Genomic DNA, 25,726 nt, shown 5'->3' with positions numbered 1-25,726 from the left:
GTTAGATTTATGCGTTTAAATTTTAAGAATACACTGAACTTCTTCAGCGCAGTTATTTTTGTCGTTCTCGGTTTACTCATGACAGGACATGCGCATTCTGCACCAAAAACTATACTTGTGCTTGGCGATAGTTTATCCGCAGAATACGGGCTGACACGTGGTACAGGTTGGGTCGCTTTGCTAGAAAAAAAGCTGCAAGAGAAAAAAATAAATGCACGCGTCATCAATGCCAGCATCAGCGGTGAAACTAGTAGCGGTGGAAAAACTCGCTTAGGTGCGTTATTGAAAATCCATCAACCGAACATCGTCATTGTTGAATTGGGTGGTAATGACGCCTTACGCGGTCTAGACCTCAATGTCTCTGAACAAAATTTCCGAGATATGTTGAATATGACGAAAGCAAGCAAAGCAAAACCTTTGTTAGTCGCGATGCAAATTCCACCAAATTACGGCAAAGCCTACACGGATAAGTTCTTCTCTATGTACGCCAAATTAGCCAAAGAAACACAATCCGCGTTAGTTCCTTTCTTTCTGAAAGGAGTCGCCGACAAACCAGAAATGTTTCAACCAGATCGCATTCACTTAACGGCTGAAGCACATCCCACCATGCTGGAGAATGTGTGGGGGCCGTTACAAAAATTACTGAGGAAATGAGTCCATTTTGAGTAATTCGCGTTTAATCAGTTTCGAACTGGCCTATCCATCACTATCTACTTTTGATTGCATTATCGATGTCCGCAGCCCAGATGAATTTGCGGAAGATCACATTCCCGGTGCCATCAATTGTCCCGTTTTAAACAATGCCGAGCGAATCAAAGTAGGCACCACATACAAACAAGTCAGTCCATTTGAAGCGAAAAAAATTGGCGCTGCACTCGTCGCGAAAAACATCGGTCAACATGTAGAGCAACTTTTTCTCGATAAGCCTAAGGAATGGAAGCCACTGATTTACTGCTGGCGCGGCGGCAATCGTAGTGGCTCGATGACACATGTCTTGGCGAAGATTGGTTGGCATGCGATGCAGCTTGATGGCGGCTACAAAGCCTATCGCCGCTTCGTCAACCAACAATTGCCAGAATTAGCCGCTCAAGCGAATTGGATCGTTTTGTGTGGCGAAACAGGCACCGGCAAGAGTCGACTACTTCAGCAATTAAGAATACAGGGCGCACAAGTCATCGACCTCGAACAACTCGCGCAACATCGTGGCTCGGTACTCGGAAAGCTACCGGACAACCAGCAGCCATCACAAAAGTATTTTGAAACCGCCATTTGGCAACAGCTGCAACAGTTTGACTTCAGCAAACCGATTTATGTTGAAGCAGAGAGTAAGAAAGTTGGCGATTTACGCGTGCCAGATGCAATGATGGAGAATATGCGCCAATCAGCTTGCATACAATTACAATTATCGTTAGAAAATCGTATCGCACTACTGAGCGAAGACTATCGCCACTTCATCGAAGATAACCAACTATTGAGTGAACAACTTGCTTGCCTGACCAATCTACATGGAAAAGAACAAATTCATCTTTGGTCAGAACTTGCCAAGCAAAAACAGACAGAAGAATTGATCGCGCAGCTACTGCTGAAGCATTATGATCCAGCCTATCAAAAAGCCATCGCACGCAATTTTGCTTTAATTCAGCAAGCCAAAATCTACCAAGTTAGCGACAATTCAGATTCCGCTTATCAACAACTTGCGCAACAAATTTTAGCGGAAGACGATAGAAGATAAACTGCTTAGGCATCTTTATCATCAATAATACTCTGCCCGATTTCATCGAGCTCTTCGAATTGGCGATGATTTAATGCCCACCAAAATACAACACCAATTGCAAACACTAAGATCACGCTGAGCGGAACTAGCAAATATAAAATATCCATGCGTTTAACTTTGCACTTTAAGATCAGTCAACAACCAGTTTTCACCTGACAGGAAGTTCGTAATCTGCTGGCTTTAAATTGAATAGTCGCAATCCATTCACGACAACAAGTAATGAACTCAGCGACATACCTAATGCTGCATGCCAAGGTTCCAAGAAACCTAACACTGCAGCAGGTACAGCAATGACATTATAAAGCAAGGCCCAGGCTAAATTTTGACGTATCAAACGATACGCCTTCTTCGCCAATTCCATACTAAATGTAAAATCACTCAATCGATTTGACATTAGCAAGCAATCGCTACGGGTCTGCGATATTGGCGCACCCTGCCCCATTGCGACAGAAACATTCGCCAACGACAAGGCGGGGCCATCATTCATACCATCACCAATCATGGCGACAATTGCACCTTGCTGCTGCAATTGCAAAATATAAGCATGCTTTTGCGCAGGACTTAAATCTGCCTGAAAATCAACAATGCCACATTGCTGCGCAACCTCAGCAACCACATCTTGTCTATCGCCAGATAAGAGAACGACTACCTTTCCTTGCTCTTGTAATTCTCGCACCGCAGCCGCCGATTCTTCACGCAAACCGTCTTCCATGACAAAGAAAGCCAATACCTGCTCCTGATCACCGAAAACAGATACTGATTTATTGCGAAATTCAGATGGTATCTGCCATTCGCTTTGACTCAACGCGTTCACATAATCAAGACGACCTAGGCGATAGGTTTGCTCACCGATACTTACCTCGATTCCAGCACCGGCCAACTCCTGGCTATGCTTAATCACCAGCTCACTAACTACAGGAGATTGCGACTGCAAACTAAGCAAACCATCCGCAATCGCTTTTGCTGCCGGATGCAAGGACATACCTGCAATCGTCGCAATAAGTTTCTTTCGCTGATCTAGATCGCCCTGTTGATTGCCGATTGAATTCAAATAAACAGCATTAACAAGCTTTAACTTTCCGTAAGTTAGCGTGCCTGTTTTATCAAATACGACATGGGTCAGATTTGCCAAATTTTCGATCGAAGAACCTTTCGTCATTAGCATGCCAAACTTCGCTAATTGTCCAATCGCTGCGGACATGACTCCGGGTGTCGCCAATGAAAGTGCGCATGGACAAGTCACCACGATCACACTAATCGCGATCCAAAGCGCACGATCTGGATCAATCCAAGCCCAAACGATGCCAGACAAAATAGCGATGACTAAAATTGCAAACAAAAATCGACTTGCATGTTTATCTGCAAGTGCGACTAAGCGCGGCTTCTCTAAACTTGCCGATTCCATCATCGCGATCATATTGGCTAACTGTGTATCGTTACCAACTTGTGTTGCTCGCATTACCAAAGGACTGTGCAAATTTACCGCTCCAGCAATTAGCATATCACCAGCTTTCTTGCTCACTGGATGCGCTTCTCCAGTCATCAGTGCCTCATCGCACTCACTGCGGCCTTCGATTAATTCGCCATCGCAAGGAATCTGCTCACCTGCGGGAACCAACAAATAATCACCTCGCTGAACTTCATCAGCACGACATGAAATCAGCAAATCTCTAGAAGGATAATTTGGCAGCTTTTGTGCCATGGTAGGATGAATTTGCGTCAATACAGAGAGCGCTGCTGACGTTTTCTGTCTCACATTGTCTTCAATAAAACGCGCGCCCAGCAACAAGAATACAAACATAATGGCAGAGTCAAAATAAACTGCACCGCAAAAAAAAGTCGCCCAAGAACTAGCGAAAAAAGTTAACAATATGCCGAGAGAAACTGGCACATCCATTCCAATAAAGCGCTGTCTAAGATCACGTATCGCACCGCGGAAAAATGGTACTGCAGAAAAAGTAATGACAGGAATTGTAATAACTAAGCTGGCGATTTTTAATAGTCGATCCAAATCGGGGGTGAGATCACCATCAATCTCCGGCACGGGCACAAGATACGCAGGAAACGCATACATCATCACCTGCATCATTGCAAATCCAGCGACAAACAAACGCCACAAGGTGATTTTCTTTTCCTTAGCTTGGTATTCGCTTAAAGATTGATTCGCAGGAAAAGCAGCGTAACCAAGATCGACAATCGATTGAATGATTTCCTTTAAACTCAAACGAGCTGAATCCCAACGCAATTGCGCCTTCTGCGAAATAGGATTGATTCGAAACGATTCAACTCCAGTTAATTGAGAAACTCGAAACTCAATCAATTGCACGCATGCGGCACAACGAATACCTGCTACGCTGAGTAACTCTGTCTGTATCTGCTGGTCTGAAGTTGGCAATTCGCCTGTGGTTGAGGGCTCACTCGCGATGCTCATCTGGGCGAACTACTTTCATTGATTTGTTTGGATTGCAAATATTGTTCAACCAAACCGTTACTTTGTATGGTGTTGAGCACAGCCAAACATCCGTGGCAGCAAACAGGTTGTTGAGTTTGCTGAAATGTCACCATTAATGCTCCATCTTTACGCATGCTCTCACCACAGTGAAAGCACAAGCATTTCTCGCGCTTAAACAAACGCGAAAAATAAGTGCCATAAATGTGCGACAAGGCTAATTGCATAAGAAAACAAAAATTTCAATATGATTTCTCGCATGATAACGGAGTATGCGCATTTTTTCTTGATTTGACGCAAGCAAATTCTATAAAACCAACAATTGAAAATACCTGCTCAGAAATGAAAAACGATGGCATTAGCCATCGTTTTTATCACATTGAGGCTTATTAGAAGCCTCTAAATCGAGGAAAATTCACTCGATGATTTCTTCGCATTAATAGTACTGAAAGTACTGATTGTACAAACTAGACCTTCTACTTCACACATAACCGGCAAAACATCAACACCGGAGCTCAAATGCCATTCGTCTGAAATACAAAAATATTTATGTATATTGACCTCCTCGCTTGAACCAGTTACGACTTCAATATAGTCGAGGGAATATACGATAGGAAGAAAATTTTAACTATCTAAATGATTTTCAAGATTAAAGAAATTAAAGCTACTCCAAGCAGACAAGCATGCCATTTTGTACAGCAGACTAAGATACTGATGAAGACGATTTAACGGTCAGATAATCATCCGTGTGCCAGTAAATCTTACCATCCACTTCAGTAACTTGAATTTTTCGTAATCGACCACCTCGGCAAGGGCCACCTGTGCAGTGACCTGTTTCAGGAACATAAATCGCACCATGTGTTGCGCACATGATATACAGTCCACTTCCTTCAAAGAACTCCCCCGGCGACCAATCCAACTCAACCGGCACATGCGCGCATCGATTTAAATAAGCATGTGCTGCGCCATCGTAGCGCACAACAAATCCAGTTGCTTCGTCACTACCTGCAAGCAAGGGAAAGCGTATCCCTTTTCCACCTTCTTCTAGTTCTAGCGAATTACAAATAAAAATCTCAGCCATTTCTCCATCCTAAATTATTGATCGATAAGGCTTCATGCGTTTTCAGTTAACCACTGATGCAAATCTGCCACTTTCTTCGCTGAATACAAACTAGGCACAGTGGCCAACAGCTCGGGTTCATGTGCACCGTATTCGACCGCAACCGCGGCAGCACCTGCATTTGCGGCCATCAATAAATCATGTGTCGTGTCACCAATCATCAAGGTGCGTTGCATATCTTGCCCCAACTCACGAGTCAATTCCTGCAACATGGCAGGATGCGGCTTAGAAAAAGTTTCATCGGCGCAGCGTGTCGCATCAAACATCGACAAGACATTAGCGCTATTCATTGCGCGATTCAAACCGACACGACTCTTGCCTGTTGCAACGGCTAAAAAATAACCTTGTTGTGCCAGATCCCCTAGCATTTCTCGAACACCTGGAAATAAGGGTAACTCGTGATCCCGCACTAAATAATGGTAACGATAACGCTCCACCATTTTTGGATAATACTTAGGATCAACATCAGGCATAACTGCACGCATCGCATCTGCTAAGGCTAAACCAATTACGTGGGCAGCGGCGGCATCATCAGGTACAGGAAGCTGCAAATCTCTGGCCGCAGCTTGAATACACTTTACGATGGTCGCTGTACTATCCATCAGCGTACCATCCCAATCAAATACAATAAAATCAAATAACTTTTTTGCCATATTATTATTTTTTCACAATACAAATCAACATTTTTCCGAACAACAAATTATTACAATTAATGCAAACTCTGTAGAAACTTTTCACATTCTTTCGGCAAAGCTGCATTCAAAGTCATTTGTTTTCCGGTTTCTGGATGCGTAAAGGTAATTTGATGTGCATGTAAAAACATACGTTTTAGCGCGCCTCGATGTTCAGTTGCCTTCAACAATGCACGATTCAGAGCAAAATCACCGTATTTATCATCCCCAGCAATCGCAAAGCCACTTGATGACAAATGCACACGAATTTGATGTGTTCGACCAGTCTTAAGTTCTGCTTCTAATAACGCAAAATCGGTATACTTTTTCTTCAAACTAAATACCGTATGTGACTCCATCCCATCCGCTTGCACCCGTACACGTCGCTCACCATCTGCCGTCGTATATTTGTGCAATGGCAATTTAATATGTTGACGTTGATTCTTCCAATCACCTGCAACCAAGGTTAAATATCGTTTATCCGTATGGCCATCACGCATTTGCTCATGCAAATTGACCAAGGCTGATCGTTTCTTTGCTAACAACAATAAGCCCGAAGTTTCACGATCCAAGCGATGTACTAATTCTAAAAACTTGGCATCAGGACGAGACGCACGTAATTGCTCAATCACGCCAAAACTCACGCCAGAACCACCGTGCACTGCAACGCCAGCTGGTTTATCGATAATTAACAAATGACTATCTTCGAAAATGACAGCAAACTCAGCACTTGGGACATGCGTAGTTTCTTTTTCTGCAATTCGGGTTGGTGGTACACGTACGATATCTCCCACTTGCAGGCGATATAACTGATCGATACGTCCCTTATTGACACGCACTTCACCTGATCTGAGTATGCGATAAACGTGACTTTTGGGTACGCCCTTGCAAATACGCAACAAAAAGTTATCAATACGCTGACCAGCATCTTCTTCATTAATCGTAATCAGTTGCACTTGTGCAAAAGTTTGCGAGGCTGGCTGTTCATCCACTTTTTTAGATGGTTTTTGAGAATTTGCCGCCATTTTTATCGCTAAGTCCTTCATTTTGAATATATAATCGCTGCAGCTGAAGCTTACCAAGCTTCAGCATGTGTAAGAAAGACGACTATTCTACACAGGGGCGAGTCTATCGGCCTCGCCATTTTGCAAATTCGATAGAAAAGATGTGTATGCACATCGTTTTACAGGTCAAGGTTGCAACCAATTGTGGCAATCGGATTCATGCAAAGCGATTTGGATCAGAAGGTTTGAAATATAAGGATAAGTCTGGCAAGAGACGCGAATTGACATAAATTCGTTGGCTTGCCGGTTGATAGTTTGAAAAGTACCGGTCGATTCCGTCATACGTTTTGCTTTAATTTGATTAACAAACGCTTTGACACTATTAATTTTAGTAAGTTGCGCATCGCCTGAATAATATTAGCTTGGTTAAAGCTGCTGTACATCACCAGATGACAGAGTACAAGCAAGAATACTCGGAGACATGTGCACTCGCCTAGGTGAGAACTATCCGCGCCAAGCGCATAACAGAAGTAAAAAGTACCTTTGAATGATTCCAGCATTTGGCTGATCGCTCGTAGGAGACTTTTGTATTTCTTTATGCCAGTGGCATTTCCCACGCCCTCAAACTCTCCGTTCTCGCATACATCCAATGTAAGCACCTCACGATTACTCAGCCAAGCTGATCATTGTGAAATATGGCTTTAGTGCCATGGAGAAAAATATGAAACGTATGCTGTTTAATGCTACGCAGCAAGAAGAGTTGCGCGTAGCCATTGTTAATGGGCAAAAGCTGATTGACATTGATATCGAGACCACTGGACGCGAACTCCGTAAATCGAATATCTACAAAGGGGTTATCACCCGCATCGAACCATCATTAGAAGCCTGTTTCGTCAATTATGGCGAAGAACGCCATGGCTTTTTACCATTCAAAGAAGTTGCTCGCAGTTACTTCAAAGAAGGCATCGACGTCCGCAATTCATCGATTAAAGATGCATTGCGCGAAGGTCAAGAAATCATCGTACAAGTAGAAAAAGAAGAACGCGGCAACAAAGGTGCAGCTTTAACTTCCTTCATTTCTTTGGCTGGCCGCTACTTGGTTTTGATGCCGAATAATCCGCGTGGTGGTGGTGTTTCTCGCCGTGTTGAAGGTGAAGACCGTCAAGAATTGCGCGAAACCATGGATAAATTGGATTTGCCACAAGGCATGTCCGTGATTGCTCGTACCGCCGGCATCGGTCGCAATGTTGATGAATTGCAATGGGATTTAAACTATTTAATGCAACTCTGGCGTGCGATTGATGGTGCTGGCAAATCTGCACAAGGCGCATTCTTGATCTATCAAGAATCTTCCTTAGTAATCCGTGCTATCCGTGATTATTTCCAACCGGACATCGGCGAAATTCTGATCGACACCGACGACATCTACGAACAAGCACAGCAATTTATGAGCCACGTGATGCCTGACATGGTGCACCGTGTTAAGCGCTATAGCGATGATGTGCCGCTGTTCTCACGCTTCCAGATCGAACATCAAATCGAAACCGCCTACTCACGCACCGTACCTTTGCCATCTGGCGGCGCGATTGTGATTGATCATACTGAAGCCTTAGTGTCAGTCGACGTCAACTCAGCACGTGCAACTCGCGGTGGCGATATCGAAACAACGGCATTCAATACCAACTGCGAAGCAGCGGAAGAAGTAGCGCGCCAATTGCGTTTGCGTGACTTGGGTGGTTTGATCGTGATTGATTTTATCGATATGGAAAACGCCAAGAATCAACGCGAAGTCGAAACGCGCTTGAAAGACGCATTGCGTTATGACCGCGCGCGCGTCCAAATGGGTAAGATTTCCCGTTTTGGTTTGATGGAATTATCGCGCCAACGTCTACGCCCTTCTCTATCCGAAGGCAGTCATGTGACTTGCCCGCGTTGCAATGGCACAGGTCACATTCGCGATACTGAATCCTCCGCATTACAAGTTTTGCGCATCATCCAAGAAGAAGCGATGAAGGAAAACTCAGCGGCGATTCACGTACAAGTTCCAGTCGATGTTGCGGCATTCTTATTGAATGAAAAGCGTGGCGAAATTCTGAAGATTGAGAATCGTCATCGCGTCACCGCAATTTTGATTCCAAATAAACATTTGGAGACCCCACATTACAAACTTGATCGCTTGAAACACGATGATCCACGTTTGGAAGAAGCGCATGTTAGCTACGCTATGGCGGAACAAGCGGATACTGATATCGGTTACAACAAGCGTCAAAAAGACGAAGTAAAACCGCGTCAAGAAGCCGTTGTTAAGAGCATTACACCAGAGACTGCACCTATCGTTGAGCGTAAACCAGCTCCAGTAGCGACAAGTCCAAAAGCAGGCTCAGAAGGTGGCTTATTCGCCGGCATTGCGAAGTTCTTTAGCTCTATCTTTGGCGGCGCAGAAGCAAAAGCACCTGCACCAGAAGAAAAACCAAAACATGGTCGCGATAAAAATGATCGCAATCGTCAACGTAATCGTGGTCAAAATGGTCGCAATGGTCGAAATGGTCGCAACGGAGCAGAAGATGACCGTGCAGCAACGAACAATGCAAACCAAAATAGCAATAACAATGGCAATGCGAACAAGTCTGCAGATAAAGATTTAACAAAGTCTAGCTCCGAAACTCAAGCGCGCCAAAACAAACCAGCACGCCCTCCTCGCGAAGAAAAAGAAGCGCAAGAAGGTCGTCGCGATCGTCAACAGCGCCAACGCGACGCGAAGAAAGATAGTGCTGAAATAAAAGCAGACGATGTTGCAAGCACGACAGCAACTAGCTTAACTGCGCCAGCGTTGAACAAACCGAAAACTCAGGAAGTGCGCGAGCCACGTGAGAATCTGGTAACTGGATCTGAGCAAGATGGCGCAGAACCTCAGGCAGAAGAAGGTCGTCGTCGTCGTCGTGGTGGTCGCAATCGCAATCGTCGTGATCGCAATGGTGTAGAAAATGCGGACTTGGCAACAAATGCAAACGAATCTAATGCTGAACAAAAGCATGAGGATCCACCAGCATTTATCCCAGTTGCTGACTTAATGATTAACACACCAATTGCAAATGAAACGATCAGTGCTAGCCCTGCTGTAGAGCTTAATAATGCCCAAACTGAGGAAAAACCGGTAGCTGCATCTTCAAATCAAGAAGTCGCCGTTGATTCACCAGTTCAAACCAGCTTGGATCTCGCTCCTGCAGCAGTTTCTGCAACCGTGCCTGCTTCCAACATCGAGGTAGTTGCGTCAACTGTTGAAGACTCAAACGTCTCTGCAAATGCGCCTGTAACGAACAACTCTGAGGTGCCGAGTGTCAATATTGCAGCTGAAGCTACGACTATTTTGAATACAGAAGCAGTTGTAAGTTCATCTGTATCGACTTCCGCAGACGCTGCTGTTGAAGTCCCTACTCAGGCTACAGATTCAAGCACTAATTCCAGCACCAATGCAAGCGAAGATTCAACTGCAACTTCAGCACCAGAAGCTGACATTGCAGTTCAAGCATCAGCAAAACCGCTTGAAACAACAGTGACAAGCACACCAGTAGCAATGAATGAAACGCTACCGATGTTTGCTGAGGCAGTTACTGTAGAAGTCGCGCCTGTTGCACCAATTTCTACGCCAGCACCTGTCGTAGAAACAGCGCCAACGGTCGATCTCAATTCGGTCTTGGCACAAGCCGGTCTGGTATTGGCGGCAACTGATCCAGAAAAATTAAAGGCAGCACAACAATCATCAAGCCAAGTAGCAGCAGTGCCGCGCTTGGGACGTCAACGCAAACCTGCTGCAGTCATCGCTGATGAACCTTTAGTTTTCGTCGAAACAAAAAAATAATCGACCTTGTCGTTGGTTTGGCTAATCAGCTAGACTAGCCAATAACAAAATAGCCCAGTCACTTCAGGTACTGGGCTATTTTTATTGGTATTTGATTGACGTTTCAGCGCGCATTGTGTCACCAAGCAAGCGTGCCTACTTTCACAGCAGCTTCAACAAAACATGTCAACTCGTGATATTGTTCGTGAAATTTTCTTATCGATTTTTCTGACTTATGTCCAAACAATTCATTCCAATAAAAATGCTCCCAAGCGGCAGCGATTTGGTCGATTTATCTTGGAATAACTTACCTTCCGACAGTTCAACTGGAACACTAAAGGATCAACTGCATCGTCCATTGCAAGACCTCAGAATTTCAGTGACAGATCGCTGTAATTTTCGCTGTACCTATTGCATGCCCAAAGAGATATTCAATAAAGACTATGCGTATCTTCCACAACGCGACTTACTCAGTTTTGAAGAAATTACCCGATTAGCGAAACTCTTTGTTGCACATGGCGTCACGAAAATCCGTTTAACAGGCGGCGAGCCTCTATTACGGAAAAATCTCGAAGAATTAATTCATCTATTGAGCGGAATACGCAGCGCTAACGGTCAGCCTATTGACCTCACCTTAACTACAAATGCCGCATTGCTAAAGCAAAAAGCGCAAAGCCTAAAAGATGCCGGATTAAATCGCCTGACAGTTTCGCTAGATGCGCTTAACGACCACATTTTCAAGCAAATGAACGATGTTGATTTTCCCGTCGCGCAGGTGCTTGAAGGAATTCAAGCCGCAGAATCGGCTGGCTTTGAGCAAATCAAAATCAATATGGTTGTCAAAAAAAGTGTCAACGCCAACCAAGTTATTGAGATGGCTCGCTATTTTAAAGACACACCGCACATCCTTCGATTCATTGAATTTATGGATGTGGGATCATCGAATGCATGGTGCATGGATGAAGTGATGTCAACAGCGCAGATTATCGATACGCTAGCAAATGCAGGTATGCCATTGGTAGCACTTCAAGCGAACAATAAAAGTGAAACAGCAACACGCTATCAGCATCAAGATGGGCAAGGAGAATTGGGCTTTATTTCTAGTGTCAGCAAAGCCTTTTGTCGCGATTGCAGTCGAGCACGACTATCTACCCAAGGAATGCTCTATACCTGTCTATTTGCCACAGCTGGTTACGATTTGCGACAATACTTACGCAGCAATGAGCCAAATCAAGATTCCAATCAAATAGACGTGAAAATTTCTAAGCTAATTGCCTCAATCTGGCAGAATCGCCAAGATCGCTACTCAGAATTACGTGGGAGCGCAATGACTACTAAAGATGTGACTTCGCAAAAAATTGAGATGTCATATATTGGTGGTTAGGCCGCGCAAGGCATCGAGAAAAAGGGCGATGATCGCGTACTAACTGTCTAATTTACAGTAAGCCATTTATTCACATTCATAATAAAGAAATCTTTCGCATGATCCCGATTGAACAAATTTCTGGATTGATATTGGCAGGTGGTCGAGGCACGCGCATGGGGCACGTGAATAAAGGTCTACAAACATTTAAGAATGAAGCGATGGTTGCGCACGTGGCGCGTCGATTAGCGCCACAAGTAGGGCAATTAATGATCAATGTAAATCAAGATGCAGATCAATACGCTCCATTCTCTGAGCATTTAATCGCCGATATTCTTCCTGATTATGCCGGCCCACTGGCTGGTGTACATGCTGGATTAAATTATTGCGAAAGTGACTTCATGGTGACTGCACCTTGCGACTCGCCATTTCTCCCGCTCGATTTGGTACAGAAGCTTGCGACTGCTTTAGAACAAACAAATGCTCAGCTAGCGGTAGTCATTACCGCTGACAGCAATGGCCAACATGAGCACAGCCTTCGATGGCAACAGCAACCTGTATTTTGTCTACTCAAAACCAATTTGAAATCACATTTGGAAGCGTTCCTAAAAAATGGTGGTCGCAAAGTCAGTGTTTGGTATCGCGAATTAAGCGTGGTTGAAGTTCCATTCGAACACAATGCCGATTTTCGCAATATCAACACAAAAGAAGAGTTGATATTATTTGCCAGTTAACACACATCGACGACAAGCAACTACGCTTCCGCCTCCTCTTTAATCACATTAAAGAACACTTTTATGAAGCCAACCAATACGCAGCACAGCAATTCACAGCAAGATGGTTCCACACTATCTGTCGATCAAGCACGAAACTGGATATTATCCAATTTAAGCCCCATCTCAGATAGCGAAGAGCTTGATCTCAAATCTGTACTTGGTCGCGTCCTTGCAGAAGATGTGCTCTCACCGATCGATGTCCCTGCACACAATAATTCAGCCATGGATGGCTATGCCTTTGACGGTGCACAGTTACACCCCGATCAAGTATTGCGCCTCGATATTGCTGGCGAAGCGCTTGCCGGTCATCCGTATCAACAGCAAGTCAGGTTAGGAACTTGTATCAAGATCATGACTGGTGCCGTAATGCCAGATTCTTGCGATACCGTTATTCCTCAAGAACTCGTCAACTTCACATCGAACCAAATTGAGATTCCCGCCAACAAAATTAAACAAGGGAATAATTGCCGTTTGCGTGGCGAAGACTTAAGCAATGGTTCATGTGCCATCACCAAAGGCAAGCTACTTGGCCCAGCAGAATTAGGCCTACTCGCTTCACTCGGCATTGCAAAAATCCGCGTACAAAGACGCTTAAAAGTCGCCTACTTCTCAACTGGCGATGAAGTTCGCTCACTGGGAGAAACACTAGAGGCTGGGTGTATATTTGACAGCAATCGATACACCGTATTCGGTATGCTATCTCGCCTTGGTTGTGAGGTCATCGATATGGGCGTCGTTGAAGACCAACCTGAAGCTTTAGAACAAGCACTGCGCTGCGCTTGTGAACAGGCGGATGCCATCATCACATCAGGTGGTGTCTCAGTTGGTGCCGCCGATTACACCAAACAAGTCATGGCAAAATTAGGACAAATTAATTTTTGGAACATTGCAATGCGACCTGGACGGCCATTGGCTTTTGGTGAAATTCAATCAAACGGCAAATCGGCCTATTTGTTTGGCTTACCAGGCAATCCAGTCGCAACCATGATCAGTTTCTATTTTTTTGTGAAACAAGCACTACAACAGCTCAATGGCGCAATCATTACGTCTCCAATTTTGGTGCCAGCGACATCGACGCAAGCTATCGCCAAACGGCCAGGGCGGACCGAATATCAACGTGGAATTGTCAAACGCAATGCAAGCGGTCTATTGGAAGTGAGCACAACTGGCGCGCAAGGTTCAGGCATGCTGCGGTCAATGTCAGAGGCGAACTGCATCATTGTGTTAAACGAAGATCAAGCGAATGTAGTTTCAGGAAGTTGGGTTGATATCTTACTGCTCGAGGGACTTGTATAAATCCCTCTGTTTTTTAAGTCAATTTATCCATTTTCAAAAGTTAATTCAAAACAAAATGTAAAAAATCATATTTGTCCACTTGAATCAAGCACACATCCTGCGCAAAGCGCCCATTCGCACTTATAATTGCAATACAGAAATTATCAAGATCACGTGGGCCTAATGCAACAATCCAAAGTGCGTATATTCAATTCCGATCTCCTGCTGCGCACGCAAACTGGTGCCGCGAAGTATTGGCTATCACAAACGATCGGTGTGCTCGCCCTCACGCTAATTGTCTGTAGCTATTTGATTGTGATCCCTAGTTTTGCACAAACCAAAGTCCCCTTACTTTTTGGTGAAAATCGTAATGAAAAAGGCGAACTCAACCCAATTCCAGAACGCTTTACTCGCGTATTTTCCGCAATCGAGAAAGATCACAATATTCAATTTAGTTTACAAATATATCCTTGGAATCGCGCGGTAAAGATTGCCAGTACGGAGGGCGGATTGATTTTTGGCTTAAGTCTGACACCAGAACGTGCAGAGATTTTTCGCTTTTCTGAACCGGTTGTATATCAATATCTGTGGCTAGTCACACGCACTGATCAGCAATTCCCCTTTAAAACAATTGAAGATTTAAAAGGAAAAACGATTGGTGTCGTTCGTGGCTCCAAGTATGGCGGAGAATTTGATCGTTTAAAAAATGTCTTATTTAAAACCGACGATGATATCGATGCCTACGGACCACGCCTGAAAAAGTTACAAAGTCGACGTATCGACGCAATGATTTTTGCTAGCCCCTTAACAAATCATAAAGAAGTCGAAGCGCTCATTAAATCAATCAAAATCCCGCAAGAAAACGAAACGGATTTATCAGCACATCAAGTGACGCGATTTTCTGTACTACCTATTCCTGTGCTCAAAGACGGAATTCGATTTGCTTTATTAAAAGGGAAAAATGACAAATTAATCAGCGACATTGATCGCACCTTGAGCCGATTAAATACAAAGCAAAAAGGGAGAAAAAGAGATCAATAAACACACTATCATCGCTCGCAATTGCAACCCTTTGTTCACACATACAAATTGCTACATATTGCTACAAAATTAGGACAGGAAAACAATTTCTGATCCTCGGTTGGCAGCCTATACTGCTGTTTTATCTAATCAAGCTTTTTGGAGTTTCTCTTGAAATTATCTGTTCTTTTATTGAGTTCTGTTGCGCTGTTGAGCGCTTGTGGTGGTAGCGGTAGCGACAGCTCTACACCAGCAACAAGAAAAGTTAGTATTTCTGAAGTAAGCAGTGACCAATTGGTATATCGTAAAACAAGTGTTATCACTGTGAAAGGGCAGAACTTAGATTTAGGCATCAATATGTCGCATCAAGGCTGCTTAAAAATAACGGAATTAACAGGTAGCACTCCAACACAAAAAGTATTCAGTTGCAAAATCATCGGTGTTGGCAGCGTTCCTATAGTTATTAGTGATGGTAGTTCAAATTCTCTGTATGCCAATAACGTGACCATCCCACTCGCTAAACAGCCGCAAGTAACAATGACAACTTCATTGGGCAGCGTTGTGCTTGAATTGAATCCAGCAAAAGCGCCGATCACTGTTGATAATTTCTTGAACTATGTTGAATCCGGTTTTTATGTGAATAAAATCTTTCACCGTGTGATTCAAGATTTTATGATCCAAGGCGGTGGTTTCAATGCAGATTTAACCCAACCAGCGACGCAAGCACCAATCAAGTTAGAAGCTGGAAATAGTCTGAGCAATTTACGCGGCACGATCGCGATGGCACGCACTGAGGTTTTAGATTCGGCTACCGCACAGTTTTTCATTAACGTCGTTGATAACCAAGCACTCGATACCAATGCTGGTGGATATGCGGTATTCGGCAAAGTGGTGAGTGGTATTGAGACCGTCGATAAAATTAAGGTCGTTCCAACATCAACCCGCGGCGGGTTACAAAATGTTCCGGTCACAAGTGTGTTAATTAACTCAATGATACAAACGCAGTGATCGATCAAGTTTTCAAGTCTTAATCTCCCTCTTAGGGCCGGTTCTCATACCCGGCCTTTTTTTTATTTAAAAAATACCCAGCGCAAAATATTTCAACTCTTTAAGTTATTCAAGCTAATTAAGCGATTGAAGATTCCTTCAAAGAGATTCTGTACAGGCATCTCCCAAAGCAAAAACACTTTAGAATGAAGTCCTCTCAACTTCACATCCGATAATCATGAAGAAGCTTTTGACAGTCGTAGCGCTGGTGTGTACCAGCTTATTAAGCGCTTGCAATGAAGAATATGCACCATTAGCGACCGTAGAAAAAGTCGATTTAAATCGCTACATAGGAAAATGGTATCAAGTTGCTTTTATCCCCAATAAGTTTCAATCGATGTGTGTGGCCGATACACAAGCTGAATACCAACGCGATGACGACCAAATTCGCGTCATTAATCGTTGTCGAACCAAAGACGGCAGTATTGAAGAGGCAAATGGCGTTGCCAAACTTGTTGAAGCAAGTAGAAACGCCAAGCTACGCGTTAGCTTCTTCAGGCCGTTCTACGGCAATTATTGGGTACTCGATTTAGATCCGAATTATCAGTGGGTTTTGGTTGGTGAACCAAGTCGGAAATATGGCTGGATTTTGTCGCGCTCTGCCGCACTCGATCCATCAATTCAAGAGAAAATTCTAGAGAAAGCTGCAACCCTCGGTTACAACATCAATCAATTTCAAATCAGTGCGCAAAGCAATCCATTAAATTAAGCTGAACGAATATTTCTGATTCTCTAATCACTAACTCCCCAAACAAAAAAACCAGAATCTGCGAAATACAGATTCTGGTCTTTTCTTTTATTCATAAAACGAACTACAAACTATCTTGCTGAATAAGCATCGCTGACGAGCTACAAATAAAAAACTACAGCGAACTTAGTATTAATTCTCTATAACTGCCTTACATCGCATACATTCGACCAAGACAAACAAGATCGAGATTTGCGTTACACAACAATAGTTTGATGTTCGTTACCTTCGCGTGCGCGAATCGCACCGATCTTGTACACCGCTTCGCCCGCGGCTGTAAGCTGTGCCATTGCTGCATCTGCTTGATCAGCTGCCACGATGACAACCATACCAATACCGCAGTTGAACACACGATGCATTTCTGCGTCAGCCACACCACCATGTTGTTGCAACCATTTAAACAATGGCGGCATTTCCCAAGATTTACTATCCAAGATTGCCGTGAGTTTATCGCCCAATACACGTGGTACGTTTTCTACCAAACCACCGCCAGTGATATGCGCCATGCCCTTCACTTCCATGCTCGCCATCAAATCCAATAAAGGTTTGACGTAAATACGAGTTGGTGCGATCAAGGCGTCTGCCAAGCTACGACCGTGGAAATCAGCGTTTAAATCGGGATTCGCGACTTCGATGATTTTGCGTACTAAAGAAAAGCCGTTGGAATGAATGCCTGAAGATGCCAAGCCTAAAATTACGTCACCTGGGACAATTTTGCTGCCGTCGATGATCTTGGATTTTTCCACGGCACCGACTGCGAAACCTGCCAAATCGTATTCACCTTCTGGATACATAGAAGGCATTTCAGCCGTTTCTCCGCCAATCAAAGCGCAACCCGCTTGTTCGCAACCAAACGCGATGCCTTTGATCACGTCGGTCGCCGTCGCCACATCTAATTTGCCGCAAGCAAAATAATCGAGGAAGAATAAAGGTTCAGCGCCTTGTACCAAGATGTCATTGACGCTCATAGCGACCAAATCAACACCGACAGTATCGTGACGATTTAAATGGAAAGCCAATTTCAATTTAGTTCCAACACCATCTGTACCAGAGACCAATACCGGTTCTTTGTACTTTTTGCTGACTTCAAACATCGCACCAAAACCACCGATGCCAGCCATGACGCCTTCACGCATAGTACGTTTTGCAAACGGTTTAATCGCATCGACCAGCGCGTCGCCAGCAACCATATCAACACCAGCGTCGGCATAAGAAAGAGAAACAGGAGTATTTGTGCTCATAGGATATTCGTCAGTAGGGGCTTGAGGCGGTAAAATAGCGGAATTGCCAGAAACGTGGTTCACAAAAATTCGTAATTTCCTTAGAAATTCAGGGAGAATACGAACTTTAGTAAAACCAAAAGCGGTATTTTAACAAATTGACCTGCGTTTTACCTAGTTTTTAGGCAAATCCAGCGTTTCATATCGAAATTTAACTGACTAAAGTCTATGCCATTTAATTTGACCAGTAAGCAAAAACAATCTTTAACGTGGTTAGGTGTCGCCCTCGCGTTTATTCTTTTGCTATCGTTATTGGGACCGATTTTGATGCCATTTATTGTGGCAGCGATTTTGGCTTATGTACTTAATCCTTGGTTAGACCGTTTATGCCAGCTACGCTTTAGAAATAGACAATTACCTAGACCGATCGCTGCAACCTTGATGATCTTATTTGTGGTTGCGTGTATCTTGGCGATCGTCCTCATCATGGTGCCAATTTTGCAAAAGCAAATTCCCTTACTGCATAATCAAATTCCTTTATTTCTCGACAAGCTCAACACCACAATCGGCCCACTGTTACATGACTTTGGCATCCAAGCCAATATCGATAGCGAGGGTATCAAAGCCTTAATCAGCAGCCATCTGTCCAGTAGCGGTGATGTGATTGGTAAAGCGGTGTTGTCGTCGATTCGCGTTGGTGGAACTGCTGTATTAGGTATGCTAGCTAACTTTATTTTGATTCCAATCGTTTTGTTTTATTTGATGGTTGACTGGCATGCCTTAATCGCGCGAGTGCGCAATTTCATTCCTCGCCGCTGGTTGGCGCAAACCCAATCATGGTTTAAAGAAGTCGATGAATTACTCGCTCAATATTTACGTGGTCAAATATTGGTGATGGTGGTACTTGCGTGCTACTACTCCATTGGCCTTGCAATTGCCGGATTTGATCTCGCTCTTCCAGTCGGGATTTTGACTGGATTATTGGTATTTATTCCTTACTTAGGTTTTGGATTGGGTTTATTTCTAGCCTTGATCAGTGCCGTTCTGCAGTTCAGTGATCTGCATGGTCTGATCGCGGTTGCAATTATTTATGGCGCTGGCCAAGCCTTAGAATCCTTTTTCCTGACACCTAAATTGGTCGGAGAACGCATTGGTTTACACCCTCTGACTGTCATCTTTGCCTTAATGGCATTTGGTCAGTTATTTGGTTTCATAGGCATCTTGGTTGCACTTCCTGCATCGGCAGTATTATCGGTAGCGGCGAAAAACCTGCGTATTTCTTATTTAAATAGTTCCTTTTATCGTCAATCACAATGAAGACAATTTGTAATGTCTTCAGTGGTGCCGAAACTGGTTTTTGACGATATACACGACAATGAGACAGCTTTTACTTGATCTAGATGCGGAGAGCCCTCCGTCGCTAGACACCTTTGTAGTTGGACAAAATGCAGAACTGGCGCAAATCTTGTGTCTGTTTTCAGAACGTATTGCGAGCCAGTATGGCGAACGCTCGGTATATCTTTGGGGAGAAGCCGGCGCAGGTAAGACACATCTACTGAACGCAATTGCACAAACGCCCAATACGCGTTACATCAGCGCAAACGCAGCGGAAGAACATTTTTGGTATAGCCCCGAGATTGATCTTTACTTGCTTGATGATTGCGACCAACTGTCGCCAGCGGCTCAAATTGATGCATTTGCTTTATTCAATGAAGCGCGTGCGAACGGTGCTTTTTTTGTGGCAGCGGGGAACCATCCGCCAATGATTTTAAACGTACGCGAGGATCTGCGTACCCGATTGGGATGGGGCTTGATTTATCAAGTTATTGGTTTATCAGATGAAGATAAAATCGACGCACTAGAGCGATCCGCGCAGGCCAAAGGAATTGGCTTAGCACAAGGCGTATTGCCGTATTTAATTACCCACTATCGCCGCGATATGCGTTCGCTAAGTTCTATGCTGGGCGAGCTCGATCATTATTCGCTAGAAACCAAACGCCCTATTACCTTACCCTTATTGCGCGAATTATTGCAAAGAGATCACGCAGAATAAAGTTGACTGCAGTGAAAAACGAGCACCCTGAGTATGTATTGAGATAAACAATGATGACTAAACAATCGACGCAAAATATCGCCTTATTCGATCTTGACCATACCTTATTGCCGATTGACTCTGATTATGAATGGGGACAATTTCTGTGCCGCATTGGTGCAGTCGATGCAGACGAGTTTGGTCGTCGCAACGCAGAATTCTTTGCACAATATCAGGCTGGCACTTTAGATCCAGTCGAGTATTTGGAATTTGCACTAGGCACTTTGGCGCAATTTTCAAGTCAACAACTGAATGATTACCATGCGCAATTCATGCAAGAAGTCATCAACCCTGCCCTACTGCCAGCGGCGTTTGATTTGCTAAAACAACATCAAGAACAAAACGACTTAATCGCCATCATCACCGCGACCAATCGCTTTGTTACCCAACCGATCGCACAAGCGCTAGGTGTTGAACATTTATTGGCGGCGGAACCACATTTCGATGAACAAGGCAATTTGACTGGTAAACTGCGCGGTGTGCCGACTTCTGGCCCCGGCAAAGTCACGCATTTACACGCTTGGCTGGCGCAACAAGGCAAACAACTGAGCGACTTTGCTAAGAGTTATTTTTACAGCGATTCTCAAAATGATATTCCATTGCTCTCTATCGTGACGCACCCGATTGCGACCAATCCGAATCAACTCTTGTTAGCCCATGCGCAAGCAAATGGCTGGCCGACGCTGCAATTATTTGCGCAACAACATTAACAGTAACGACAACAAGCACGAAGCATGATTAAGAAATTTATCCGCAAAATCTTAGGCGTAAAGAACCCTGACGACACCCTCGATCAAGGCAAAGCCAGCGCGAAGAAAAACAAGCCAAAAGTCTTGAGTGCGAAAGAACATGGCATCGACCCCGCCTTGGTATCGAACAACGCGATACGCATCACGCAGACTTTGCAAGACAACGGATACAAAGCCTTTATCGTCGGCGGTGCGGTGCGTGATCTCTTGCTTGGCGTGAAACCAAAAGATTTTGACGTAGCGACCAACGCCACTCCCGAGCAAGTTAAACGCTTATTCCGCCGTGCTTTCATCATTGGTCGTCGCTTTCAAATTGTGCACGTGATGTTTGGACAAGATCTGATTGAAGTCACCACCTTCCGCGGCGCTGCCAAGCATGAAGCGCCCAAAGACGAACACGGCCGCGTGTTGCGCGACAACACGTTTGGCGAACAACACGAAGATGCGGTAAGACGTGATTTCACCATCAATGCTATGTATTACGACCCCGCCAGCCAATCGGTATTGGATTACCACGGTGGCATTGCCGATATTCGCAAAAAGACTTTGCGCATCATCGGGGTACCAGAATTACGTTATCGTGAAGATCCAGTGCGCATGCTGCGCGTGGTGCGTTTCGCTGCCAAACTCAAATTTACGATTGACGACGATACACGTGCGCCGATCAAAGTGATGGCGCCACTCATCAACAATGTGCCAAGCGCGCGCGTCTTTGATGAAATGCTCAAACTCTTAATGAGCGGTCATGCGATGGCTTGTTTGCAGCAATTACGCAAAGAAGGCTTACACCACGGCTTAATGCCTTTGCTCGATGTTGTGTTGGAGCAGCCTTTAGGTGAACGCTTCGTCACCTTGGCGCTCGCGAATACCGACGAACGCGTACAGCAAGGCAAAACCGTTTCACCAGGATTTTTATTCGCCTCATTACTGTGGCATCAAGTTCTCGAAAAATGGGAAGCCTACAAAGTCTCTGGCGAACTCCCTATCCCCGCATTGCACTTGGCGGCTGACGATGTCTTGAACACCCAAACCGACGCACTCGCTCTGCAACGTAAGATCGGCACCGATATGCGCGACATCTGGGCGATGCAACCGCGCTTTGAAAAACGCGTAGGCAAAGCGCCTTACAAATTATTAGAGAATAATCGTCTGCGCGCTGGCTATGATTTCTTATTATTGCGTTGTGCATCTGGCGAAATCGACGCCGAACTTGGCGAATGGTGGACTGACTTCATCAACGGCGACGAACAAGAACGTGTGCGCCTACTAAGTATCAAACCAAAAGCAAAATCAGCCGAGAGCGCACCTGCAAAAAAACGCCGGCCACGACGCAGCCCGCATCGTCAATCCGGTGGCAAGCCTAAAGCAGCGCCGACAGAATAAACTACAGAATAACAGAATGACCATCACTGCCTACATCGGGATCGGTGCCAACCTCGGCGACGCACGCGCGATGGTTGAATATGCGATAGCGAAGCTCCATAGTTTGCCGCAAACACAATTCGAGCAAGCCTCGTCACTGTTTATCACCGCTCCCATCGACTCCAGTGGCGATGACTATATCAATGCCGTGGTTGCGATCAACACCGAATTAGAGGCACTCACCCTGCTTGAACATTTGCAAGCCCTAGAATTATCGTGTGGGCGTGAACGTCCGTATCGCAACGCACCACGCACCTTAGATCTCGACTTGCTGCTCTATGGTCAACAAATCATCGACGTGCCACACTTAAACGTGCCACATCCACGCATGACAGAACGCGCCTTCGTATTAATTCCACTGCTACAACTCGATCCATTCGTTCAGATCCCAGGCAAAGGTGCAGCCCATCAATTTGCCCCAGCAGTGGCGGATCAAGGCATACGAAAACTCTAGCGTTCTTTAGCCTAAGCGAACTCAGCCCATGCAAATTCCTGTCATCGTTCAAACTACTGGTCTCTTAATCCTGTCGAATGTCTTTATGACTTTTGCATGGTATGGCCACCTTAAAAATCTCAATAGCAAGGCTTGGTATATTGCAGCATTTGTTAGCTGGGGCATCGCCCTTTTTGAATACTTACTCCAAGTCCCCGCGAATCGTATCGGTTACACTCAGTACAGTTTGGCGCAACTCAAAATTCTGCAAGAAGTCTTAACGCTCTTAGTTTTTGTCCCTTTTTCGATGATCTATATGAATCAGCCGTTTAAGTTAGACTACGTTTGGGCGGGATTATGCTTAGTCGGCGCTGTGTATTTTATTTTTAGAAGTTAGGATGGTCAAAAAACTGCCCCAGCGTTGTTGTAGCTTCTTGCCGTACTCAAGGTACTGTCTGCGAAGCTACGCCTAGCTGGAACAATTTTTCGACCATCCTAAAAATGCTAAAGCATGTCGACTAAAAAGTACCATGCAAACTTCACACCAAAGGAAACATCGTGGCTGAATACTTACAAGACCGCAAAGCGGTCACCATCACGACACTCAACACCCTGCGCGAGCAAGGCGAAAAAATCACCATGTTGACCTGCTACGACGCCAGCTTTGCCGCCATGATGGATCGATGCGGGGTAGAGATTTTGTTGATAGGCGATTCACTTGGCATGGTATGCCAAGGCCATAGCTCCACCCTGCCCGTGACCAACAACGATGTTGCCTACCACACCGCCGCCGTCGCACGCGGCAACGACAAAGCCTTCATCATAGCCGACATGCCATTCGGCACCTACGCCACGCCAGAATCTGCATTTAACAACGCGGTGCAATTGATACAAGCCGGTGCACAAATGGTCAAAGTCGAAGGCGGCACATGGATCGCCCCCATCATCAAATTCCTGACCGAACGCGCCATCCCTGTCTGCGCCCACCTAGGCTTAACGCCACAGTCGGTACACCAATTAGGCGGCTACAAAGTCCAAGGCAAAACCACGGCAGCGGCAGATCTACTCAAAGCCGAAGCGCAATTATTACAAGAAGCGGGAGCAAGCTTATTAGTCTTAGAAGCTATCCCCGCAGGTCTGGCAAAAGAAGTCACCGATCTCTTACACATCCCCACCATAGGCATAGGCGCAGGCCCTGATTGCTCAGGCCAAGTTTTAGTCATGCACGATTTACTCGGCGTCTTCCCAGGTCGTAAAGCACGTTTTGTGAAGAATTTTATGGAAGGCCAAACCAATATTGATGCGGCGATTAAGGCGTATGTGGCTGCGGTGAAAGATAAAAGTTTTCCTGCTGCTGAGCATTGTTTTTAACATGAAGTTGGAAATCTCGAGCCAATTAAAAAACTGAAGAAATACGCTTTATCATAGGTCATTGTCGAGTATCAAGTTCGTCGGCCGTAGAGAGGCGTGTTGCGTATCTAAAAATTGCATCTACACGCTGCCGAACACGAGGAACGCCGTCCAATGCAACATATTGCTGTAATTCGGTTCGTAGTTTCGATATAGTTGGTGCATCAATAAGTACTGGTTGTATAGAACGCAAATTTAGTGTTCTAGGATTTGCAATTGCGAGCAATGCATCGATCGCCACCAGACTATATGGCCGACCTCGTTGCAACCAATTAGTTACCCGAGGCCAAGAAAGTTTTGATGCGGCTGCTAAGTATCCCCATCCATCTGTTACTGGTTCAGAGGCGTGCTTCTCTATCCAGTCGAGCGTTGCTGGTGATTGAAAGTGGCTAAGTGCCAGCATGGCGTTGCGTCTCTCATTTTGTGGCAACGCCTCTATTGCTGTTGTCGCCCGCTCAAATGCTATTTCAAAAGGAAGGCATGCAGCCGACGCTTGAATAAGCGACGAAAGTTGAACTTGGTGTGGAAATAAATTCCAAGCTGATTCTACGAGATCAGCAGCGATTGTCTTTAGTGCAATGGAGGCTACTTCTAGAACAACTGCCCGAACACCATCGTTCGACGCATTAATAAACCTTGCATTGAGAGCTTTAAGCACTTCGGACGGCGGAATGATGAGCCAGATTGCAGCAACTTCTTCCGATACTCTCCACCTAGTGATCGTGTAATCGAGCAGAAGTTGCGCGTCCTTAGCCGCATCGTTCAATGAAATGATTGGAAATGCTTCAGCGTTTTCAACCTGTACCTCTGGTTGAGAAGCTGTGCCAGCTTCATCATAAAAATCGTCATGAAGTAGGAATTGCCACCAACCGAAACGCTTTGAAAGGTTGTACCACTCACTCGGACGCAATGATCTTGCAAGCAAACGTTTGTGACAAGACTTGCAGATGTGATATGGAGTAGTCTCTGAATCACAACTCTCTTTAACTTCAGCTACTGCTATCTCGCATGACTGGCAAATCTTCTGCATTCTGATGTCTGTAATTTAATTTAACAAAATGAATACTAACTTGTTGACCAAATAAAGACAATTTGTTCGATACCCTTGAAGCAAGCATGAAACCTCTTTCAATTTAGTCGTGCTGAAGACGCGCTGCATACCCAAACAGACAAATTTATCACTTCAAAGACCACGGTAAAACTCTCCCCCTATTTAAATTTTTTTATGAATGCACACAATTTGGCTAAGCTTCTCAGCCGCAAAAATTGGCGATGCAATCGTGACCGGGCTGAGTGAAGCACAACTCCATACCAC

At 44.8% G+C, this 25,726-nt stretch carries 24 protein-coding genes; 16 read left to right on the top strand and 8 right to left on the bottom strand.

The genetic code is table 11. The features are described from left to right. Window positions 1-9: 9 nt before the first annotated feature. Both KDM92_RS10635 and mnmH read left to right on the top strand, forming a co-directional pair. A complete protein-coding gene (locus KDM92_RS10635; RefSeq protein WP_212684321.1) occupies window positions 10-654 on the top strand; it encodes an arylesterase in 645 nt (214 codons plus the stop codon). A 7-nt stretch (window positions 655-661) separates the two neighbouring features. After that, window positions 662-1,732 carry a tRNA 2-selenouridine(34) synthase MnmH gene (gene mnmH, locus KDM92_RS10630; protein ID WP_212684320.1) on the top strand — a complete coding sequence of 357 codons (1,071 nt, stop codon included), beginning with the start codon at window positions 662-664 and terminating at the stop codon, window positions 1,730-1,732. Window positions 1,733-1,737: 5 nt separating this feature from the next. Here mnmH and ccoS read toward each other — a convergent pair whose 3' ends face one another. The 6 genes from ccoS to KDM92_RS10600 all read right to left on the bottom strand — a co-directional run bounded on the left by ccoS (window position 1,738) and on the right by KDM92_RS10600 (window position 7,060). Continuing rightward, on the bottom strand, window positions 1,738-1,881 hold the full coding sequence (gene ccoS / locus KDM92_RS10625) for a cbb3-type cytochrome oxidase assembly protein CcoS (RefSeq protein ID WP_189346591.1): 144 nt from the start codon (window positions 1,879-1,881) through the stop codon (window positions 1,738-1,740). Window positions 1,882-1,922: 41 nt separating this feature from the next. Next, entirely contained in the window at window positions 1,923-4,205 is a 2,283-nt protein-coding gene (locus tag KDM92_RS10620; RefSeq protein ID WP_212684319.1) for a heavy metal translocating P-type ATPase, read from the bottom strand. Then, window positions 4,202-4,450 (bottom strand): heavy metal translocating P-type ATPase metal-binding domain-containing protein, encoded by a 249-nt coding sequence (locus KDM92_RS18740; RefSeq protein ID WP_268973013.1) that lies wholly within the window; start codon window positions 4,448-4,450, stop codon window positions 4,202-4,204. The genes KDM92_RS10620 and KDM92_RS18740 overlap by 4 nt, the downstream gene beginning before the upstream one ends. 476 nt (window positions 4,451-4,926) lie before the next feature. Next, window positions 4,927-5,304, bottom strand: coding sequence for a Rieske (2Fe-2S) protein (locus KDM92_RS10610; protein ID WP_212684317.1), 378 nt, complete (start codon window positions 5,302-5,304; stop codon window positions 4,927-4,929). A 32-nt stretch (window positions 5,305-5,336) separates the two neighbouring features. Further along, window positions 5,337-5,996, bottom strand: coding sequence for an HAD-IIIA family hydrolase (locus tag KDM92_RS10605; RefSeq protein ID WP_212684316.1), 660 nt, complete (start codon window positions 5,994-5,996; stop codon window positions 5,337-5,339). 56 nt (window positions 5,997-6,052) lie between these two features. Continuing rightward, window positions 6,053-7,060, bottom strand: coding sequence for an RluA family pseudouridine synthase (locus KDM92_RS10600; protein WP_212684315.1), 1,008 nt, complete (start codon window positions 7,058-7,060; stop codon window positions 6,053-6,055). Between the two features lie 679 nt (window positions 7,061-7,739). On the opposite strand from KDM92_RS10600, the gene KDM92_RS10595 reads away from it, so the two are divergent. From KDM92_RS10595 to KDM92_RS10565, 7 genes are all read left to right on the top strand, one after another. After that, window positions 7,740-10,877, top strand: coding sequence for an Rne/Rng family ribonuclease (locus KDM92_RS10595; RefSeq protein ID WP_212684314.1), 3,138 nt, complete (start codon window positions 7,740-7,742; stop codon window positions 10,875-10,877). A 214-nt stretch (window positions 10,878-11,091) separates the two neighbouring features. Further along, the gene (gene moaA / locus KDM92_RS10590; protein WP_212684313.1) at window positions 11,092-12,240 is read left to right on the top strand and encodes a GTP 3',8-cyclase MoaA; all 1,149 of its coding nucleotides are present in this window, start codon (window positions 11,092-11,094) and stop codon (window positions 12,238-12,240) included. A 98-nt stretch (window positions 12,241-12,338) separates the two neighbouring features. Beyond that, on the top strand, window positions 12,339-12,953 hold the full coding sequence (mobA, locus tag KDM92_RS10585) for a molybdenum cofactor guanylyltransferase MobA (protein ID WP_212684312.1): 615 nt from the start codon (window positions 12,339-12,341) through the stop codon (window positions 12,951-12,953). A gap of 63 nt (window positions 12,954-13,016) precedes the next feature. Next, window positions 13,017-14,291, top strand: coding sequence for a molybdopterin molybdotransferase MoeA (gene moeA, locus KDM92_RS10580; RefSeq protein ID WP_212684311.1), 1,275 nt, complete (start codon window positions 13,017-13,019; stop codon window positions 14,289-14,291). 162 nt (window positions 14,292-14,453) lie between these two features. Further along, window positions 14,454-15,311 (top strand): substrate-binding periplasmic protein, encoded by an 858-nt coding sequence (locus KDM92_RS10575; RefSeq protein WP_212684310.1) that lies wholly within the window; start codon window positions 14,454-14,456, stop codon window positions 15,309-15,311. Window positions 15,312-15,461: 150 nt separating this feature from the next. Further along, window positions 15,462-16,298, top strand: a complete 837-nt coding sequence (locus KDM92_RS10570) for a peptidylprolyl isomerase (RefSeq protein WP_230408282.1) — start codon at window positions 15,462-15,464, stop codon at window positions 16,296-16,298. Between the two features lie 217 nt (window positions 16,299-16,515). Then, window positions 16,516-17,046, top strand: a complete 531-nt coding sequence (locus KDM92_RS10565) for a lipocalin family protein (RefSeq protein ID WP_212684309.1) — start codon at window positions 16,516-16,518, stop codon at window positions 17,044-17,046. A 236-nt stretch (window positions 17,047-17,282) separates the two neighbouring features. On the opposite strand, the gene purM is transcribed toward KDM92_RS10565, so the two are convergent. Next, window positions 17,283-18,326: a phosphoribosylformylglycinamidine cyclo-ligase gene (purM, locus tag KDM92_RS10560; RefSeq protein WP_212684308.1), complete on the bottom strand. Its 1,044-nt coding sequence runs from the start codon at window positions 18,324-18,326 to the stop codon at window positions 17,283-17,285. Window positions 18,327-18,533: 207 nt separating this feature from the next. Between purM and KDM92_RS10555 the strand changes: the two genes are divergently transcribed. From KDM92_RS10555 to panB, 7 genes are all read left to right on the top strand, one after another. Then, window positions 18,534-19,622, top strand: a complete 1,089-nt coding sequence (locus KDM92_RS10555; RefSeq protein WP_212684307.1) for an AI-2E family transporter — start codon at window positions 18,534-18,536, stop codon at window positions 19,620-19,622. Between the two features lie 58 nt (window positions 19,623-19,680). Further along, complete coding sequence (hda, locus tag KDM92_RS10550; protein ID WP_212684306.1) at window positions 19,681-20,358, top strand: DnaA regulatory inactivator Hda; 678 nt, start codon at window positions 19,681-19,683, stop codon at window positions 20,356-20,358. A 50-nt stretch (window positions 20,359-20,408) separates the two neighbouring features. Then, a complete protein-coding gene (locus tag KDM92_RS10545; protein ID WP_230408281.1) occupies window positions 20,409-21,107 on the top strand; it encodes a histidinol-phosphatase in 699 nt (232 codons plus the stop codon). Window positions 21,108-21,131: 24 nt separating this feature from the next. Beyond that, a complete protein-coding gene (gene pcnB, locus KDM92_RS10540) occupies window positions 21,132-22,529 on the top strand; it encodes a polynucleotide adenylyltransferase PcnB (RefSeq protein ID WP_212684305.1) in 1,398 nt (465 codons plus the stop codon). Window positions 22,530-22,545: 16 nt separating this feature from the next. Next, entirely contained in the window at window positions 22,546-23,022 is a 477-nt protein-coding gene (gene folK / locus KDM92_RS10535; RefSeq protein ID WP_212684304.1) for a 2-amino-4-hydroxy-6-hydroxymethyldihydropteridine diphosphokinase, read from the top strand. Between the two features lie 28 nt (window positions 23,023-23,050). Beyond that, entirely contained in the window at window positions 23,051-23,398 is a 348-nt protein-coding gene (locus KDM92_RS10530; protein WP_212684303.1) for a DMT family protein, read from the top strand. 161 nt (window positions 23,399-23,559) lie between these two features. Then, window positions 23,560-24,372 (top strand): 3-methyl-2-oxobutanoate hydroxymethyltransferase, encoded by an 813-nt coding sequence (gene panB, locus KDM92_RS10525; protein WP_212684302.1) that lies wholly within the window; start codon window positions 23,560-23,562, stop codon window positions 24,370-24,372. A gap of 58 nt (window positions 24,373-24,430) precedes the next feature. Here panB and KDM92_RS10520 read toward each other — a convergent pair whose 3' ends face one another. Further along, window positions 24,431-25,441 (bottom strand): hypothetical protein, encoded by a 1,011-nt coding sequence (locus tag KDM92_RS10520; protein ID WP_212684301.1) that lies wholly within the window; start codon window positions 25,439-25,441, stop codon window positions 24,431-24,433. Window positions 25,442-25,726: the final 285 nt, after the last annotated feature.

Source organism: Affinundibacterium baiyunense (assembly GCF_018139645.1).
GTDB classification, from domain to species: Bacteria; Pseudomonadota; Gammaproteobacteria; order Burkholderiales; family Burkholderiaceae_D; genus Undibacterium; species Undibacterium baiyunense.
Note: the sequence above shows the minus strand (reverse complement) of the source record. Positions and strands in the feature narration are given on the sequence as shown.